Origin of the sequence: Bradyrhizobium sp. STM 3562, assembly GCF_045571435.1 — a bacterium.
GTDB lineage: Bacteria > Pseudomonadota > Alphaproteobacteria > Rhizobiales > Xanthobacteraceae > Bradyrhizobium.
The window spans coordinates 3,228,410-3,247,074 of sequence record NZ_CP120694.1 but is presented as its reverse complement, the minus strand read 5'-3'; the positions used below and the strand labels follow the sequence as shown (position 1 = coordinate 3,247,074).

Sequence of the window (18,665 nt, the reverse complement as noted above, 5' to 3'; positions counted from 1 at the left end):
TTGTCTGGCGCCGACACTCGGTTCGGCTCGAGGAACGCGCGCGGAGCCAAAGTCCGCGCAAGGGCCATTCGAACGCACCGCTCACACCATCGTCATCTCCCGCCGGAGCTCGGGGGCGAAGATGGACTTGGGTATCAGCGCGTGGACGCCGCGCACGATATCCACCACCTGGGTCACGCGGAAGCTCACCGCGATGCTGCACAGCGCGTAGGCGTCGAGCTCGCCGATCTTCGCCCGGGTCGCCAAAAACTTGATGGCGTTGCGCGCCGCGAGCGTCATCGCTGCGTTCAGGTCCTTGTCGAGACCCATGATGATCCAGTGTGAATCTGTCTCGGCGACCGGCCAAGCCATGTTCTTCTGCTTGTGGAGAATGACCTTGATGCGCAGCTCCTTCATGCGGGTCTCAAGGGCCGTCAGCGAGATCTCGCCGTCGCCCTGCACCGCATGGCTGTCGCCCGTATAGACCAGCGCGCCGGGCTTCCACACCGGAATGTAGAGCGTCGAGCCCTCGGACAGATCGCTGAGATCGAGATTGCCCGCATGCGGGCCTGGCGGCACCGAGCTGGTGACGCCGGGACTTAAGGGCGGGAAATAGCCGTCGGGTGGCGCAACGCCCAAGGTGCCCTGGAACGGTTTCAACGGAATGGTGATATTGGGCAGGAATTCACTCGTCATGGCGCGCAGGTCGAGATCGACGTACTTGACCTGCCCCTGAGCATAGTCCTGCGGCAAGAGGCCGGTCCCCAGCGCGCCCGGGTTGTTGAAGACAGCGCCCCATTCGTAGGGCCGGATCCGCTCGTAGCGGATCTCCAACACGTCGCCTGGTTCGGCCTTGTTCACGGCGATCGGCCCAATGATCGAGTGCGGCCCTTTGCCCGGATTGTCGACGCGCAGCTTCGCGAGCGTGTCGATCGGCACGCCCGGCTGCATTTCATTGAGGAAATGCGACCAGGTGTCGGGAAAGCTGATGATTTCGCCGGAGTCGATGGTGAGAATGGGCGCCAGGTTGGCGTCGAACACGCCGAGCCGCACCGTCTCCTTCGTTGAGGGGACCACGTGCACGCGGCCTCCAGCGTCGGATGACCGCCCCGGCCTCGCGGCGGGCTCCTGCGCCCGCGCCAGCCTCGCGAACCATGGCTCGACCGCGGCGAGCGCACCCATGAAGCTACTTGCTTGCAGGAACTTGCGGCGCCAATGGCCGCGCGCCGACAGATAGCCGTCGAGGCTCTCCTGATCGACCTCGTCCATGTGCAGGAGGCTGTCGCGGGCGCGATGGCCGAAGGCAGCATCCTTGATGTCCTCGCGGATGACACCTGTGCCCTTCTCGTCGCCGCAGCCGAAGAGATTGGCGCAGAGGTGATGATCAGAGTGCTGGTGGGCGTGCTCACTTCCGTCGGCGTGGGTCTCGGGCATGATGACCCCCAAGAAAGCGTCCGCGCGGTATGCCGCGTCAAATGGACCGCTACCCGCGCTCACTCGCGGTCGAGCAACGCGCCATGGCAACGCCCCTCGGCTGGCTCGACGGCCAGGTCGCGGAGTTATCGCGGGCCTCTCGCGTTCGCGTCGCTTCGGCGTACCGAGAAAAATTGCAGTACCACGTTACTCGCCTGGCGTCGACATTGAGGTGGTCGCTCGCGGCCTCGCTTGCGGAGGACAGGTCCGGTTCTGTCCTACCATAGCACCTGTCTTCACCTCGGCTGCCGGTTGGATCTGAGCCGCAGAAAAATCGACACGGTCGCACCGAGGCCCGACGTCCCGCGCGGATTTAGCACAAAGGCTAATGTCCGGAACTTGAACAACTTCCGGACATTGGGGTGCGAAGGAAGGAGCTTACTTTAGCTGTCCGCCGCACCCCGACAGAGCATTTCGACGCTACGCGAACATGTACCGCGCCGGACATGAGGGCGAGGAGTGATCCCAATGATCGCGATGTCACAAACCGATCGGCCTGCCGCGCGGGTCTCCGAAGCGACCCGTTGGAGCCAATTGATCATCGGCATCATCTGCATGGTGATGATCGCCAACCTCCAATATGGCTGGACGCTCTTCACAATTCCCATCAGCCGCAAATTCGGTTGGAGCCTCGCATCGATCCAAGTCGCGTTCACGCTGTTCGTGCTGTTTGAAACCTGGCTGGTGCCTGCCGAGGGCTATCTCGTCGATCGCTTCGGGCCGCGGATCATGGTGTTTGCGGGTGGGTGTCTCACCGGGCTCGCCTGGATTCTCAACTCCTTCGCAAGCTCGCTTGCGATGTTGTACCTCGCTCAGATCTTAGGAGGCCTTGGAGCGGGCGCCGTTTACGGGACCTGCGTCGGCAACGCGCTCAAATGGTTTCCCGACCACCGCGGGCTCGCGACCGGATTGACCGCCGCAGGATTCGGCATTGGCTCGGCGCTCACGATCATTCCCATTCAAAAGATGATTTCGACCCACGGCTACGAAAATACATTCTTCACGTTCGGTATCGGCCAAGGCGTGGTCGTGATCCTGCTGTCCCTGTTGCTGTTCGCACCGCGGCCCGGCCAAGCCCCCGAGGCCTCGACCAGCGCGCTCGTGCAGCAAAGTCGCATTCAATACGAACCGCTGCAGGTGCTCAGAGAGCCGACGTTCTGGATCATGTATGTGATGTTTGTGCTGATGGCGGCGGGTGGACTGATGGCAACGGCGCAACTCAAGCCTATCGCCAAGGATTTCCATCTCGACACCATCCCGGTCACGCTCATCGGCATTACCCTGCCCGCGCTGACGTTTGCGTTGACGATCGATCGCGTTCTCAACGGACTGACGCGACCGTTCTTTGGCTGGGTCTCTGATTTTCTCGGCCGCGAGAACACCATGTTCATCGCCTTCGTGTTGGAGGGCATCGGGATTTGGGCTCTATATGCGTATGGGCAAAACCCATTGGGGTTTGTGCTCCTGAGCGGCGTCGTGTTCTTCGCCTGGGGTGAAATCTACAGCCTCTTTCCCACCACCTGCACCGATTGCTTTGGCGTGAAGTACGCCACCACCAATGCCGGCTTGCTCTACACGGCGAAAGGAACGGCCTCGCTGCTTGTGCCGCTCGCCAACGTGCTGGTGATGGAGACCGGCGGCTGGAGGGGCGCCTTTATCATCGCCTCGGTCTTCAACATCATTGCTGCGCTGATGGCTATCTTTGTTCTAAAGCCGATGCGGCAGAAGTTGGTGGCGCGACCGGTCGGAGGGACAGCCTGGCCGGCCGGCGCGCAGCCGACCTGACGGAGATCGAAGCGTTGGGTTAGCGAAACTCATCCTCGGATAGACGGCGGATTACGCTTCGCTAATCCGCCCTACGGCGCTGCTGAAACGGACTCTCAATTGCCCCGTCGTCCTGAGGCGCCGTCGCAAAGCGACGGCCTCGAAGGATGAACGGCCCCTCTGCAGCAGCCAGGCCGTCGCCCTTCGAGGCTCGCTTTCGCGAGCGCCTCACAGGGTAACGGACAAAGAGCGGTACCCGCGCGTCACTACAAACAACAAGCTTCTAAGACGACTGCAGCTTGGGCGCGACTTCGCGCGCGACGTTCACGAGCGCGGCGATCAGCGGGGTCATCGGGTCGCGCTGCGGCAGCACCATGCCGATGCTGTAATTGACCTCTGGGTCGATGATCGGAATGCTGCGGACGGCGTCCGCAAGGCCAAGCGTCTCCGCAAGCTTGGCCGGCATCACGCTGGCCCAACGCCCGGTCTTCACATGGGTGAAGAGAACCAGCAGCGAGTTCGACGTCAGGCTCGGCGTAGCTTCGGCACCGACCGAGCGCAGCGCGCGGTCGATGATGCGGCGGTTCTGCATGTCCGCCGTCAGCAGGCAGAGCGGCACCTGCCCGACTTCCTTCCAGGTGACTTGGTCGCGATCGCCGAACATCGCATCCGGCGAGGTGAGCAGCCGATAGCTCTCGTTGTAGAGCGGAATGGTGCGAACCTTGCCGATTGGTTCGTTCTCGATATAGGTCAGCCCGGCATCGACCTCGAGATTTTCAAGAAGCCCGAGAACGTCCGCCGAGGTGCAGGACACGATGCGGAAGCGCACGTCGGGGTGACGCGCGCGAAACGGCGTGGTCAGGGAGGCGACCATGCCGAGCACGGTCGGAATCGCCGCGATCCTAATCTCACCTGACAGCTTGTCCTTCAGCCCGTTGATCTCCTGGCGCATCGCGCGGGTATCGCCGACGATCCGCCGCGCCCAATCGAGCACCCGCTCGCCTTCCGGCGTAAAGCCCTGGAAGCGCGAGCCACGCTGCACCAGCATCACGCCGAGGATCTCCTCAAGCTGCTTGATGCTGGTCGACATCGTGGGTTGGGTCACACCGCAGGCCTCGGCGGCGCGGCCGAAGTGCCGCTCCTGCGCCAACGCCAGCAGAAGTTCAAGCTTGTCGATCACGAAAAACGCCTTTGCAACTCACTCGCCCATTGCTTGCCACCAATAGCATGCCCCTCTCCGGGCCAACATGCCAAATGCCCGGCAGCAGCCTGCACCGGCCTGCATCGGTTTCCATCGAGGTTTCGTATGACACGATACCACTTCCCGATTAATCGGTTTGCACTATCGCAGCATGGGACGGCTTTATTGATATTTCGCACAAATTCAGTCTCTGTGGGTGAAGCACAATTTGTCATCGAGAGCCCAATAATGGCCGTTTACGAACCCTGGGATGAAACACGTGGCGCCGAAATCATCGCCGAACATGCCAATCGCGAAGGCGCCACGCTGGTGATCCTGCATGCCCTGCAGGAAGCTTTCGGCTACGTGCCGGAGCCGGCCATTCCGATGGTCGCAGCGGCACTCAACCTTTCGCGAGCCGAGGTTTACGGCGTCTTCACGTTCTACCACGATTTCCGCAAAGAACCCGCCGGCCGACACGTGCTGAAACTCTGCCGCGCCGAGGCCTGTCAGGCGGCCGGCGGCGACGCGCTGGCCGCGCGCGCCGAATCCAAGCTCGGCATCGCCTGCGGCAACACGACGGCCGATAACCGCGTGACGCTGGAGCCGATCTATTGCCTTGGGCTGTGCGCCACGGCGCCCTCGGCCATGCTGGACGGCCGCCTGGTCGGACGGCTCGATCAGGCCCGCCTCGACGCGCTGATCGCGGAGGCACAACAATGACGATCCGCATTTTCGTCCCCCGCGACGCCGGCGCGCTCGCCGTCGGCGCAGACGAGGTCGCACAGGCGCTTGAGCAAGCTGCCGCCAAGCGTGGCGTTGCGATCGACATCGTCCGCACCGGCTCACGCGGCCTCTATTGGCTGGAGCCGATGGTCGAGGTGGCGACGGCGGCGGGACGCGTCGCGTTTGGGCCCGTGACGGCGGCTGATGCGGCCTCCGTGCTTGAGGCGATGGTCGGTGACGGCCCTCACGCTTTGCGGCTTGGCCTTGCGGAGGAAATCCCCTGGCTGAAACGGCAGACACGCCTCACCTTTGCACGCTGCGGCATCATCGATCCGCGCTCGCTGGAGGATTATCGCGCGCATGACGGCTACAAGGGATTGCAGCGGGCGCTGACGCTCACCCCTGAGGCCATCATCGCTGAGGTGACGGCGTCCGGCCTGCGCGGCCGCGGCGGCGCCGGTTTCCCGACCGGGATCAAGTGGAAGACCGTGGCGCAGGCGAGCGGGGATCGCAAATACGTCGTCTGCAACGCCGACGAAGGCGACAGCGGCACCTTTGCCGACCGCATGCTGATGGAAGGCGATCCCTTCGTGCTGATCGAGGGCATGACGATTGCCGCCATCGCGGTCGGCGCGACCAAGGGCTATATCTACAGCCGCTCCGAATATCCGCACGCCATCGCCGCGATGAACGAGGCGATCGCGGTCGCCCGGCGCGCCGGGCTGCTCGGAGAACGGATCGCCGGCTCCAATTACACGTTCGATCTTGAAGTGCGCGTCGGCGCCGGCGCCTATGTCTGCGGCGAAGAGACCTCGCTGCTGGAGAGCCTGGAAGGCCGCCGCGGCATCGTCCGCGCCAAGCCGCCGCTGCCCGCGCATCACGGCCTGTTCGGCAAGCCCACGGTGGTCAACAACCTGCTGTCGTTCGCGGCGATCCCCTTCATCCTCGATCGGGGCGCCAAAGCTTACGCAGATTTCGGCATGGGCCGCTCGCGCGGCACGATGCCGATCCAGCTCGCCGGCAACATCAAACACGGCGGTCTGTTCGAGACCGCGTTCGGCATCACCCTCGGCGAGTTGGTCGACGACATCGGCGGCGGCACCCTCACCGGCCGCCCGGTACGCGCGGTGCAGGTCGGCGGGCCGCTCGGCGCCTATTTCCCGCGTGCGCTGTTCGACACGCCGTTCGACTACGAGGCGTTCGCCGCCCGCGACGGCCTGATCGGGCACGGCGGCATCGTGGTGTTCGACGACAGCGTCGACATGGCCAAGCAGGCGCGCTTTGCGATGGAGTTCTGCGCGATCGAATCGTGCGGCAAGTGCACGCCCTGCCGGATCGGCTCGACCCGCGGCGCCGAGACGATCGAGAAGATTCGCCGTGGCGAGCGCGTGGCGGAGAACATCGCGCTGGTCGAGGATCTCTGCAGCACCATGAAATTCGGCTCGCTCTGCGCGCTCGGCGGCTTCACGCCCTACCCCGTCATGAGCGCGCTGAAACATTTCAGGGAAGATTTCGGCCCGGCGCCCACCCGCCTGCAGGCCGCGGAATAGGAGGATCATGATGTCGCTGATCCAGGAAATCGACTTCGGCACGCCCCCCGCCAAATCCGAGAACCTCGTAACGCTCACCATCGACGGCCAGAGCGTCACGGTGCCGGAGGGCACCTCGATCATGCGCGCGGCCATGGAGGCCGGCACGCAGATCCCAAAACTCTGCGCCACCGACATGGTGGACGCCTTCGGCTCCTGCCGGCTCTGCCTGGTCGAGATCGAGGGACGCGCGGGCACGCCCGCCTCCTGCACCACGCCTGTCATGCCGGGTCTTGTGGTCCACACCCAGAGCGAGCGGCTGAAGAAGCTGCGCAAGGGCGTGATGGAGCTCTACATCTCCGACCATCCGCTGGACTGCCTGACCTGCGCGGCCAACGGCGATTGCGAGCTGCAGGACATGGCCGGCGCGGTCGGCCTGCGCGACGTGCGCTACGGCTATCAGGGCGAAAACCACGTCTTCGCGGAAGCCCACGGCAAGGCCAATGCGGCCTGGATGCCGAAGGACGAATCCAACCCCTACTTCACCTACGATCCCGCCAAATGCATCGTCTGCTCGCGCTGCGTCCGCGCCTGCGAGGAGGTGCAAGGCACTTTTGCCCTGACGATCTCCGGGCGTGGCTTTGACAGCCGCGTCTCGCCGGGCATGAGCGAAAGCTTTCTCGGCTCCGAATGCGTCTCCTGCGGCGCCTGCGTACAGGCCTGCCCCACCGCGACGCTGACGGAGAAATCCGTCATCGAGATCGGCCAGCCCGAGCACTCCGTGGTCACCACTTGCTCCTATTGCGGCGTCGGGTGCGCCTTCAAGGCGGAGATGCGCGGCGAAGAAGTGGTGCGCATGGTGCCCTACAAGGACGGCAAGGCCAATCGCGGCCATTCCTGCGTCAAGGGCCGCTTCGCCTGGGGCTACACCACGCATAAGGAGCGCATTCTCAAGCCGATGATCCGCGAGAGCGTCAGCGAGCCCTGGCGCGAGGTCTCCTGGGACGAGGCGTTCGCCTTCGCCGCGGCCAAGTTCAGTGCAATCCAGAGCAAATACGGCCGCGACGCCGTCGGCGGCATCACCTCCTCCCGCTGCACCAATGAAGAGACCTATTTGGTGCAGAAGCTGATACGCGCGGGCTTTGGCAACAACAATGTCGACACCTGTGCCCGCGTCTGCCATTCGCCGACCGGCTACGGCCTTGCCACCACCTTCGGCACCTCGGCCGGCACGCAGGACTTCGATTCGGTCGAGCACACCGACGTCGTCCTGGTGATCGGCGCCAATCCGACCGACGCGCATCCGGTATTCGGCTCGCGGATGAAGAAGCGCCTGCGCGAAGGCGCAAAACTCATTGTCATCGATCCGCGCCGCATCGACCTCGTGCAGTCGCCGCACATCAAGGCGCAGCATCATCTGGCGTTGATGCCCGGAACCAACGTCGCCGTGCTGACCGCGATGGCGCATGTGATCGTCACCGAGGGCCTCGTCGACGAGGCGTTCGTGCGCGAGCGCTGCGACTGGAGCGAGTTCGAGGATTGGGCGGGCTTCGTTTCGCTGCCAAAGAACAGCCCGGAAGCCACGGCGATCTACACCGGCGTCGATCCGAAGGAGCTGCGCGCCGCGGCCCGGCTCTACGCCACCGGCGGCAATGCCGCGATCTACTACGGCCTGGGTGTGACCGAGCACAGCCAGGGCTCGACCACCGTGATCGCGATCGCCAATCTCGCGATGGCGACCGGCAATATCGGCCGGCCTGGCGTCGGCGTGAATCCGCTGCGCGGCCAGAACAATGTGCAGGGCTCCTGCGACATGGGTTCGTTCCCACATGAACTGCCGGGCTACCGGCACATCGCAGGCGATGCGGTGCGCGAGAGCTTCGAGGCGATGTGGAACGTCAAGCTCAACAAGGAGCCGGGCCTGCGCATCCCCAACATGTTCGACGCCGCGATCGAGGGCAGCTTCAAGGGCCTCTACGTGCAGGGCGAGGACATCCTGCAGTCCGACCCCAACACGACGCACACGGTGGCTGCGCTCTCGGCGATGGAATGCGTCATCGTGCACGACCTCTTCCTGAACGAGACCGCGAACTATGCCCATGTGTTCCTCCCCGGATCGACCTTCCTGGAGAAGGACGGCACCTTCACCAATGCGGAGCGCCGCATTCAGCGCGTGCGCAAGGTGATGTCCCCGCGCAACGGTCTTGCGGACTGGGAAGTCACCATCGGGCTTGCGAAAGCGATGGGCTTCGAGATGAACTACACCCATCCGTCCGAGATCATGGACGAGATCGCCGCACTCACCCCGACCTTCGCCGGCGTGTCCTATGCCAAGCTCGATGAGCTCGGCTCGGTGCAATGGCCCTGCAATGAGAAAGCACCGGAGGGAACGCCGGTGATGCATATCGGCGGCTTCGTCCGCGGCAAGGGGAAGTTCGTCGTCACCGAATATGTCGCAACCGACGAGCGCACCGGCCCGCGCTTCCCGCTGCTTTTGACCACCGGGCGCATTCTCAGCCAGTACAATGTCGGCGCCCAGACCCGGCGCACCGACAACATCGTCTGGCATGAGGAGGACCGGCTCGAAATCCATCCGCACGACGCCGAACAGCGCGGCATCCGCGATGGCGACTGGGTCAGGCTCGCGAGCCGCGCCGGCGAGACGACCTTGCGCGCGCTGATCACCGAACGTGTGGCGCCGGGCGTGGTCTACACCACCTTCCATCACCCGGACACCCAGGCCAACGTCATCACGACCGACTATTCGGACTGGGCGACCAACTGTCCGGAATACAAGGTCACGGCGGTGCAGGTCTCGCCGTCGAACGGTCCGAGCGAATGGCAGAAGTCGTACGAGGAACAGGCACGCCGCTCGCGCCGCATCGCGCCCGTGGTCGAAGCCGCGGAGTAGCGCATGCACCTCCCCGTCCGCTCAGTCGATCGACAGGTCTGGCGCGAGGATAGCGCCGGCCGCGGCAGGCGCACGATCGCCGAGGAGACCGCGGTCGCGCTGACCTATAATGGCGGCACCTATGCGGTGATGATGGCGACACCGCAGGACCTTGAGGATTTTGCGGTGGGCTTCAGCCTGAATGAAGGCATCGTGCAGTCGCCGCAAGACATCGCTTCGCTCGACATCGTCGCGCTCGACGATGGGATCGAGCTGCGCATGTGGCTTTCCCCCGCGCGGGCCGAACTCATCAATGAACGCCGGCGCCAGATCGCCGGCCCCACCGGCTGCGGCCTCTGCGGCATCGATTCGATTGCGGAGGCCGTGCGTCCGCCCGCCATCGTGGCCAAGGGCGGCCGCTTCTCACAGCGGGAGGTGATGACGGCGATGCAAGGCATCGCCCCGCTGCAGCAGATCAACATCGAGACCCGCGCCGTGCATGCGGCGGCGTTCTGGGCGCCGTCGCGCGGCATCGTCAGCCTGCGCGAGGATGTCGGGCGGCACAACGCGCTGGACAAGCTTTGCGGCGCGCTGACGCTTGCGCAGGTTTCCGCGGGCGAGGGCATGGTGCTGCTGACCAGCCGGGTCTCGGTCGAGATGGTGCAGAAGACGGCGGCGCTGGGCGCCGCTGTCATCGTCGCCGTCTCCGCGCCCACAGCGCTCGCGGTACGCATGGCGGAAGCCGCGGGAATAACCCTCATTGGTATTGCGCGCGCTGACGGTTTCGAAGTCTTCACCCATCCGGAGCGAATTGTCGCCGACGTCAGCGCAAGGGAGATGGACAATGTCGCCTGACCGGCTGATCTACATGGCCAACCAGATCGGCAAGTTCTTTCAGAGCCAGGGCCACGACAAGGCCGTGCCGGGCATCGCCGAACATATCAGGAAGTTCTGGGACCCGCGCATGCGCTCCGCCATCCTCGCCCATCTCGACCAGGGCGGCACAGGGCTCGATCCTGATGTGCGCGATGCGCTTGCGACGCTGAAGCAGGCGTAGAGCGGGTCCCCACCAGTCTGATCACCCTGAGGAGCTTGCGGAGCAAGCGTCTCGAAGGGCGACGGCCCGGCCCTCGCAGCGGAGGCCGTTCATCCTTCGAGGCTCGCTTGCGCGAGCGCCTCAGGATGACGGGACAAGCCTATCGCCCCTCCACGATCACGCCGAACAGCCGTCGCACTTCGGCCTGCGTTTCCATGACGCGCGCTTCCAGCGCGGAGAAATCCGGCGCGTCGCCGGCGCGGGCCATCACGTGGAGGAGATCGTCGCCGGCCGTCTCAGGCCTGAAGCGCTCGCTGACGCAGAGCCGCAGGATCTGCGTCAGATCGTGATAAAGCCGCACCGCCGCGCGCAACACCTCCGCTTCGGCGTGCGGGAGCACGCCCAGTCGCTCGGCGTTCTCCAGGACCTGCAGCGTGCTGACGTCGAGAATGTCGGGTTTTTCGCTGGCATGCACGAGCTGCAGGTACTGCGCGATGAAATCGATGTCGAGCGTGCCGCCGGCGGCATGTTTCAGGTCCCAATGATCGCCCTCGCCCTTCTCCTGTGCGATGGCACGGCGCATGTCGGCAACGTCATGAGCAATGCTGCTGGCCTCGCGCGGCCGGGTCAGCGCGGTACGAATGACCTGCTCGATCCGGGCCCGGAACTCCGGCGAAGCCGAGATCACCCGCGCCCGCGTCAGCGCCATGTGCTCCCAGGTCCAGGCCTCGCGCTCCTGATATTCGGCGAACGACTTGATATGCGACGCCAGGGGGCCCGCGCGCCCTGAGGGACGCAGCCGCATGTCGATCTCGTACAACACGCCGTAATTCGTGCGCGTGGTGAAGGCGCTGATCAGCCGCTGGGTGAAGCGCGCGAAATAATGCGCGCCGTGCAGCGACTTCGCGCCGTCGGAATCCGGATCTTCAGGGTCGAAGTCGTAGAGCAGGATCAGGTCGAGATCGGAGGATGCGGTCATTTCCCGGCTGCCGAGCCGGCCCATGGCGAGGATCGCCGTCTCCTGCCCCTTGATGCGGCCGTGCTGGGCCGCGAAGCGATCGGTGACCAATCCGTGCACGGTGTGAACGATACCTTCGGCAACATCGGCAAACGCCGTGCTGGCCTGCTGCGCCGACACCGTGCCGGAGAGAATGCGCGTGCCGATCAGAAACAGGCTCTCCTGCCCGAACAGCCGCAAGCGATCGAGAAACTCCTCGTATGCATTCGCATCCGTCAATGTCGCCGCAAGCCGCATGGACAATTCGCGCTTGTCCGGCATGGCGCCGAAGAAACGCGGATCGATCAGGCCGTCCATCAATTGCGGCTGCCGGGCCAGCATCTCGCCGAGCCGGGGCGCGGCGCCGAGCACGAGCGCAACCAGCGCCACCAGCTCGCGGTTCTGGCTCAAAAGCGTAATCAGCCGACCGCCCCGCTGCAGCGCCTGCAGGAAGCGGTCGAAAGCGGCGACCGCGTGATCGGGCTCTTCCGCGTGGGCCAGGCCATCCATCAGCGCCGGCACGAACTCCGCGAAGGCGCTTCGCGTCGATTCCGTTCGGAACACACGGTACTCGCCTGCCAGCCATTGCCGCACGGTGTCCGCGACCTTGGCGGCCTCCTTGAAGCCGAGCGTTCTCAGATGCTCGAGCAAGCGCGGGTCTTCGGGCCCGGCGCCGTAATCGATCGGCGGCAGTTTTGCGGTGCCGGTGGGATCGTCTGCCTCGAACAGCTTGCCGTAATGGCCCTGCACGATGTTGAGCTGGACCAGCAGATCCCTGGCAAAGGTTTCGCGGCTGTCGTAGCCGAAGAAGTGCGCAAAGCGTTCGACAGCTTCCACCTCCTCCGGCAGGCTGTGGGTCTGCTCGTCGGCGACCATCTGCAGCCGGTGCTCGACGCGACGCAGGAATTGGTAGGCCGCGCTCAATTCGTCGCGCGCCTGGACGGTGATCCAGTTGCTGGTGGCCAGCACCTCCAGCGCGTCCAGCGTCGGACGCACGCGCAACTCCGCATGACGGCCGCCGGCGATCAACTGCTGGGTCTGCGCGAAAAACTCGATCTCGCGGATGCCGCCGCGCCCAACCTTGACGTTATGACCTTCGACGGCGATCTCGCTCTGGCGGCGGTAGGTCTGCATCTGCCGCTTCATTTCATGCACGTCGGCAAGCGCGGCGAAATCGAGGTGTTTGCGCCAAACGAAGGGCGCAAGCTCCGCGATCATCGCTTCACCCGCCGCGAGGTCGCCGGCGCAGGCGCGCGCCTTGATCATCGCGGCACGCTCCCAGGTGCGTCCTTCCCGCTCGTAATAATGCAGCGCCGCTTCCGTCGACATCGCCACTTGGGTGGAGGCGGGATCCGGCCGCAGCCGCAAATCGACACGGAACACGTAGCCATCGCTGGTGCGCTGCTGCAGCAGGCGCGCCATCGCCTGCGTGACACGGACGAAGAAGGGCTGCGGCTCGATGTCGCGCGCCAAGCTCGGTGCGGCGGGATCGAAGAACACGATGAGGTCGATGTCGCTGGAATAGTTGAGCTCGCCCGCCCCCATCTTCCCCATGGCCAGCACGAACAGGCCGCTGCCCTCCTCGGGGCGCTCGGGATTCGGCGGCGATAACCGCCCGCGCACGGTTTCCTGCCGCAGCAGATAACGTAGCGCCGCCTGGACCGAGACGGTCGCGAGCTCGGTCAGCGCTGCGGTGACCCGCATCACTGGCCAGACGCCGCCGACGTCGCAAAGCGCAATCAGAAGCGCCGCTTCCGACTTCATGCGACGAAGCAAACGCATCACCTCGGCCTCGCCGGGCGCGGCAAAGACCTCGGCCGAAGTCGTCTCGATCAATGCGGCAAGATGGCGGTCCGGCTCGCAACGCAACAGCCGTATCAGGCGCGCCACATCGCTGCGAACGAGGTCGAACAGATAGGGCGAAAACTCGGCAATCCCGAGCAAAACGCGTTTGGCAAAGCGATGGTCGAGCAGTGGCGCGAACGCGGCCGACTGTTCCGGCTCGAGTTCGGCGAGCCAGTCCGCCAGTTTCTGTTCGGCCTTTTCGGGTGCGGCAATATACGGTCCTTCGACGAACCGTGCGGCTAAACTCAACTGATCCGCATTGCCCGGCGCGGTGAGGATCATGCCACCTTCTGTGGCACATCCTGCGTTTGAGCTGCAAGCCTGTCACTGGAGGCGGCGCGCGCCGGTATCGCGAGCGTCGCGATCAGTCCGGGATGGGCATCGCCCAGGCGCAACTCGCCGCCATGCAGCGTCGCCACCGCGGATGCAAGGCTCAGCCCGAGCCCAGACCCAGGCTGGGTGCGGCTGGAGTCCAGCCGAACAAAGCGTTCCACCGCGTGCTTGCGGTCGGCGGACGGGATTCCGGGGCCGCGGTCGGTGACGCTGAGCAGGACCTGGTCGCCCTCGCGCCTGGCTTCGATCAGGATTTGCTTGGCATCCAGGCTGACCACCGTACCCGGCTGGCTGGCGGGAACCGGCTTGCCATATTTGATCGCATTCTCGACGAGGTTGGCCAGCGCCTGACTGATCAATTCACGGTTGCCGTACAGCGGGGCCGGTGCGGTTTTCAGCCGCAGGCTCATATCATCCTCCTCCGCCAGGGGCTCGTACAGTTCGTGAATGCCGCTGGCGACGTCGGCGGCATCGAAATCATCCATGTTGCCGCGCGCCTGCCCCGACTCGGCGCGCGCGATCATCAACAGCGCGTTGAAGGTGCGAATGAGCCCGTCGGACTCCTCGATGGTGCGCTCGAGAGCTGCGCGGTAATCGGCCTCGCAGCTTGATTTCGCCAGCGCCTCCTCGGCGCGGTTGCGCAAGCGCGTCAGCGGCGTCTTCAAGTCATGCGCGATGTTGTCGGAGACCTCCTTTAATCCCTTCATCAGCGCTTCGATGCGCTCGAGCATGGCATTGAGGTTCCCCGCCAGGCGATCGAGTTCGTCGCCGCTGCGTCCGACCGGCAGCCGGCCAGAGAGATCGCCCGCCATGATCTGCTGGGCGGTGCCGGTCATTGCATCGATCCGCTGCAGCACCCGCCGTGCGACGAAAATGCCGCCGGCGATGCCGAGCACCACGACCACCAGGACCGACCATTGGGCGGCCTTGGCGACGATCACGAACATGCGCCTTCGCTCGTCGAGATCGCGACCAATCAAAAGCCGGAAGCCGCTGGAAAGCTCCGTCACGCGCACCAGCGCGCGATGGTCCGCCCTGTCCTGATCCTCCAGCCGCCGGTAGGCGGTCTCGGACCATCCGGTCGTCGCGAGCACGCCGGGCGCGAGCGAGCCCACATTGCCGGCGATCGCCTTCCCCTCCGGGGTCGTCACGAGGTAGAGATTGGAGCCGGGTCGCAGCGCACGGCTCTCAATGGTGAAGACCAGCCCGCGCAGGCCGCGGCGGTTGTAGATGTCGGTGATCTCGCCGGTCTCGGCATTGACCGTGCTGGTGATCTGCTCGGTGATCAGCCGACGCGTATTCCAGGCGAAATAGCCGACGAGCGAGGCGGCAAACAGCGCAAAGAGAAAAAGATAAAACAGCGTCAGCCGGAACGCCGTGGTTCGGATCAGCTTACCGAATGCGGTCACGGATCACACACCGATCTGGAGGTGATTGCGGTCCGCCACGACCCCTCGCCCGCAATGAGCAGACTTGAACAATTGCAATGGCTTAGCTTCATTTTTTGCCATCATTCATCACCTGCTATTCTCCAAGCGCGAAGTTGAGGCGGTCAGAGATCGGTCAGCGAGCGGGCGCGCCTCTTCCAAAGTACATCATGCGCCTTATCGAGGCGAAGCGCCTCACTCGGGGCATCGATCCGTGACGGCAAGGCGGTCGAGAACGCGCCAGGACCCACCGACTGACAAGCCGAATTTCGCTGGTTTTTCGGCCGTTCGGATCGCTTGCGGGCGCGCCACCGCCAGAATTACCGATTTGGAGACTAAGGTCTTGTTAAGGCCGGCAAAACTTAAATCTTCGCCATGTGGCGGCCACAGCCGCGACGGCTATGGCCTGGTCCTGTCCGCTTGATCAGACCGCGCCTCCCGCTCATCGCTCCAGTTCGTGGAGGATCAGATCGCGGTGGGCGATGTGGGTCGCAAGCAGCAAACGGTAGGTCGCGAGCAGGTCGATCGCCAGTGCGGTCGGATGGCCGGCGCGCTTCAGGTTACCGATGATCTCGAGCTGCCGGGCAATATGCTTTTCGCCGAGCGCAATATGCCGCTCCGCCTCGGCGAGGTGAGCACGCTCCAAACTGAGCCTCATGCGGGCGCATGGTACGCCAAAATGAGCGGGTCACAATAAAAAAGCGCTCGCAACGGCGTTGTTCGAGACCAAAGCAACCAGGTGAAGCCATGAGTATCGCTTCGCAGCACAGCCGCGTCGCTTGCTTGGCTATGCGGCGGTCACGCCGATGGCTTCAGCGAATGCCGTCACGGATCATGTAACCGGCGCCGCGGATCGTATGGAGCAGCGGCCGGTCGAATCCCTTGTCGATCTTGGAACGTAGCCGCGAAATGTGCACGTCGATCACATTGGTCTGCGGATCGAAATGATAGTCCCAGACATTTTCCAACAACATGGTGCGCGTCACCACCTGCCCGGCATGTTTCATCAGGTATTCCAACAACCGGAATTCGCGCGGCTGCAGCGTCAATTCGTCCTTGCCACGGGAGACGCGGTGCGACAGGCGGTCGAGTTCGAGATCGCCGACGCGGTAGGTGGTCTCCTCGGCCGGGCCGACATTGCGGCGCGATAACACCTCCACTCGCGCCAAGAGCTCGGCGAATGAATAGGGTTTTGGCAGGTAGTCGTCACCACCAGCGCGCAAGCCCTTGATGCGGTCGTCGACCTGTCCGAGTGCGGAGAGAATCAGGACGGGCGTCCGATTGCTCTTTTCTCGCAAGGCGCCGATCACCGAGAGGCCGTCGCGCTTGGGCAGCATGCGGTCGACCACCAGCACGTCGTAGTCGCCGTTCTCGGCCATGGCCAGGCCCTCCTCGCCGTCGCCTGCGAGATCGGCAATATGACCGACCTCGCGGAACGCTTTGACGAGGTAGTCCGCAGACTCGCGATCGTCTTCGATGATCAACAGGCGCATATGCTTGTCGGACGTACTCAAGTGGATCGACTTTCCTTCAAAATGGCGCGAGCGACAGTTTGATGCAAGGCGCGCTCGCGCCACGAGGTTGATCGAAAAAGTGGGCGGTGAAGCTGGGGGACTTCACCGCCCTGAGACCCTTCCGACGGAGGGGGGCGTTTTCCACCGGAAGGAGGAGGCGGGAGCGGGCTTGCGCCCGCTCCCTGGAAAGAGCCGTCGGCGGGGGCGACAGATGCCGGCGACACCCTCCAACTCGTAAACTCAATCGGGCATGGTCCGGATCATGCCTCCTTGTTTGAGCGTGACCTTTCCGGAGAACCGCTTTGCGCTAACGCGGCCCTCCGGATCCCGATCATGCTCTAGCCTTTGGCCAGGGGCACCGCGACAAAACGCGACTGGCCGCCGGTCTTCACCCGCATCAGAACGCTGTTCTTGTTGTCGTTGCGTGCCGTGTTGATCGCCTCACGCACATCGCCGGCGTTGGCGACCGTCTTGCCCGCGACCTCGAGAATGACATCGCCTTCCTTGAAGCCGCGATCGGCCGCCGCGCTCTTCGGGTCGACGTCGGTGACGACGACACCCTCCTTGCCGGCGCCGGCGACGCTGGCGGCGGGCGCGACCGTCAGACCGAGCTTGGGCACGTCGGTGCCGCGCGGCGAGGTGTTGCCGTTGTCGCTGTCGTCCGCCTTGGCTTCCACCTGGTTGGGAAGCTGGCCAAGCGTCAGGTTGACGACCTTGTCCTCACCCTTGTGCAGCACATCGAGCTTGACCGCGGTCCCGGGGGGCAAGCCACCAATCGTGCGCGCAAGCTCGCGGGCATCCTTGACGGTCTCGCCATTGACCTTGGTGATGACGTCACCCGACTCAATGCCGGCTTTGGAGGCCGGGCCGTCCTTCTGAGGCTCGGCCACCAGCGCGCCTTCCGCCTTCTTCAGGCCGAGGCTGTCGGCGATGTCCTGCGTCACCGGCTGAATCTGGACCCCGATCCAGCCGCGGCTCACGGACCCCTTGTCCTTGAGCTGGGCGACCACGCTCTTGACCGTGGCAGAGGGGATTGAGAAAGCGATACCGACGCTGCCGCCCGAGGGCGAGTAGATCGCGGTGTTGACGCCGACGACGTCGCCCGCGGTGTTGAAGGCCGGACCGCCCGAATTGCCCTTGTTCACCGGCGCATCGATCTGGATGAAATCATCATAGGGACCGTTGCCAATGTCGCGGCCCATGGCCGAGACGATGCCGGCGGTCACGGTGCCGCCGAGGCCGAAGGGATTGCCGACCGCGAGCACCCAGTCGCCGATGCGCGGCTTGCCGTCGGCAAGCTTGGCGAACGGGAAGTTCGAGCCGCCCTCCACCTTGATCAGGGCGAGATCGGTGCGTGCGTCGGTTCCGATCACCTTGGCTTTGTAAATCTTGCCGTCGTCGGCGGTGACCTCGACCTTGCTGGCGCCGTCCACGACATGGTTGTTGGTGACGGCGTAACCGTCAGCCGAAATGAAGAAGCCCGAGCCCTGACCGGTGATCACCCGGTGGCCGCCACCGCGCGGAAAATCAGGCCCGCCGAAGCGGCGGAAGAATCGCTCCATCGGCGAACCGGGCTGGAACGGAAGATCATCGTCGCCATCGTCCTTGGCGACCTTCTCATTGATGTTGACCTTGACCGAGATGACGGAGGGCTTCACGCGCTCGACAATGTCGGCGAAACCGATCGGCTGCTGGACCTTGCTCACTTCGTTATTGACCTGTGCGTGCGCCGGCGTCGAAAACACGTTCGCCGGCCCGCCCGAGGGTCCGAGTCCGTAAACGGCCACGCCCAGCCCGGCCACGACCGACGCCATCAGCGCAAATTTGCGCGCAGACAACAGCGAGCGGCGACCCGGCCGGAAGGATGGGAACGACGAGAGATCGGTCGGACGATCGGTCATAAAGCTTTCTCCAGGAACCTGAGCTGAAAATTTCGGTGCAGATGTAGACACCACTCGGAGACGAAGATGGG

The 18,665-nt window shown here is 64.4% G+C and carries 13 protein-coding genes; 6 read left to right on the top strand and 7 right to left on the bottom strand.

Features of this window, described 5'->3' with window-relative positions; all coding sequences use genetic code 11:
* Positions 1 to 81: 81 nt before the first annotated feature.
* Positions 82 to 1,413 (bottom strand): acetamidase/formamidase family protein, encoded by a 1,332-nt coding sequence (locus P6U23_RS14895; protein WP_407180471.1) that lies wholly within the window; start codon positions 1,411 to 1,413, stop codon positions 82 to 84.
* A 516-nt stretch (positions 1,414 to 1,929) separates the two neighbouring features.
* On the opposite strand from P6U23_RS14895, the gene oxlT reads away from it, so the two are divergent.
* Positions 1,930 to 3,237 carry an oxalate/formate MFS antiporter gene (gene oxlT / locus P6U23_RS14890; RefSeq protein WP_407181467.1) on the top strand — a complete coding sequence of 436 codons (1,308 nt, stop codon included), beginning with the start codon at positions 1,930 to 1,932 and terminating at the stop codon, positions 3,235 to 3,237.
* Between the two features lie 262 nt (positions 3,238 to 3,499).
* Here oxlT and P6U23_RS14885 read toward each other — a convergent pair whose 3' ends face one another.
* Positions 3,500 to 4,396 (bottom strand): LysR family transcriptional regulator, encoded by an 897-nt coding sequence (locus tag P6U23_RS14885; RefSeq protein WP_407180470.1) that lies wholly within the window; start codon positions 4,394 to 4,396, stop codon positions 3,500 to 3,502.
* A 246-nt stretch (positions 4,397 to 4,642) separates the two neighbouring features.
* Here P6U23_RS14885 and P6U23_RS14880 point away from each other — a divergent pair, with 246 nt between their 5' ends.
* From P6U23_RS14880 to P6U23_RS14860, 5 genes are read left to right on the top strand one after another with little or no spacing between them, the layout of a single operon-like run.
* Positions 4,643 to 5,119, top strand: a complete 477-nt coding sequence (locus P6U23_RS14880; protein WP_407181466.1) for a formate dehydrogenase subunit gamma — start codon at positions 4,643 to 4,645, stop codon at positions 5,117 to 5,119.
* Positions 5,116 to 6,672 carry a formate dehydrogenase beta subunit gene (locus P6U23_RS14875; protein ID WP_407180469.1) on the top strand — a complete coding sequence of 519 codons (1,557 nt, stop codon included), beginning with the start codon at positions 5,116 to 5,118 and terminating at the stop codon, positions 6,670 to 6,672. The genes P6U23_RS14880 and P6U23_RS14875 overlap by 4 nt, the downstream gene beginning before the upstream one ends.
* Before the next feature lie 10 nt (positions 6,673 to 6,682).
* Positions 6,683 to 9,562: a formate dehydrogenase subunit alpha gene (gene fdhF / locus P6U23_RS14870; RefSeq protein ID WP_407181465.1), complete on the top strand. Its 2,880-nt coding sequence runs from the start codon at positions 6,683 to 6,685 to the stop codon at positions 9,560 to 9,562.
* A 3-nt stretch (positions 9,563 to 9,565) separates the two neighbouring features.
* The gene (gene fdhD / locus P6U23_RS14865; protein ID WP_407180468.1) at positions 9,566 to 10,396 is read left to right on the top strand and encodes a formate dehydrogenase accessory sulfurtransferase FdhD; all 831 of its coding nucleotides are present in this window, start codon (positions 9,566 to 9,568) and stop codon (positions 10,394 to 10,396) included.
* Positions 10,386 to 10,598, top strand: a complete 213-nt coding sequence (locus P6U23_RS14860; protein ID WP_407180467.1) for a formate dehydrogenase subunit delta — start codon at positions 10,386 to 10,388, stop codon at positions 10,596 to 10,598. The genes fdhD and P6U23_RS14860 overlap by 11 nt, the downstream gene beginning before the upstream one ends.
* Before the next feature lie 139 nt (positions 10,599 to 10,737).
* On the opposite strand, the gene P6U23_RS14855 is transcribed toward P6U23_RS14860, so the two are convergent.
* The 5 genes from P6U23_RS14855 to P6U23_RS14835 all read right to left on the bottom strand — a co-directional run bounded on the left by P6U23_RS14855 (position 10,738) and on the right by P6U23_RS14835 (position 18,594).
* Positions 10,738 to 13,701, bottom strand: a complete 2,964-nt coding sequence (locus P6U23_RS14855) for a bifunctional [glutamine synthetase] adenylyltransferase/[glutamine synthetase]-adenylyl-L-tyrosine phosphorylase (protein ID WP_407180466.1) — start codon at positions 13,699 to 13,701, stop codon at positions 10,738 to 10,740.
* Positions 13,698 to 15,161, bottom strand: coding sequence for a sensor histidine kinase (locus tag P6U23_RS14850; protein ID WP_407180465.1), 1,464 nt, complete (start codon positions 15,159 to 15,161; stop codon positions 13,698 to 13,700). The genes P6U23_RS14855 and P6U23_RS14850 overlap by 4 nt, the downstream gene beginning before the upstream one ends.
* Before the next feature lie 460 nt (positions 15,162 to 15,621).
* Positions 15,622 to 15,837: a hypothetical protein gene (locus tag P6U23_RS14845; RefSeq protein WP_407180464.1), complete on the bottom strand. Its 216-nt coding sequence runs from the start codon at positions 15,835 to 15,837 to the stop codon at positions 15,622 to 15,624.
* Between the two features lie 154 nt (positions 15,838 to 15,991).
* The gene (locus P6U23_RS14840) at positions 15,992 to 16,672 is read right to left on the bottom strand and encodes a response regulator transcription factor (protein ID WP_407181464.1); all 681 of its coding nucleotides are present in this window, start codon (positions 16,670 to 16,672) and stop codon (positions 15,992 to 15,994) included.
* A 359-nt stretch (positions 16,673 to 17,031) separates the two neighbouring features.
* Positions 17,032 to 18,594 carry a Do family serine endopeptidase gene (locus tag P6U23_RS14835; protein ID WP_407180463.1) on the bottom strand — a complete coding sequence of 521 codons (1,563 nt, stop codon included), beginning with the start codon at positions 18,592 to 18,594 and terminating at the stop codon, positions 17,032 to 17,034.
* Between the last annotated feature and the right edge of the window lie 71 nt (positions 18,595 to 18,665).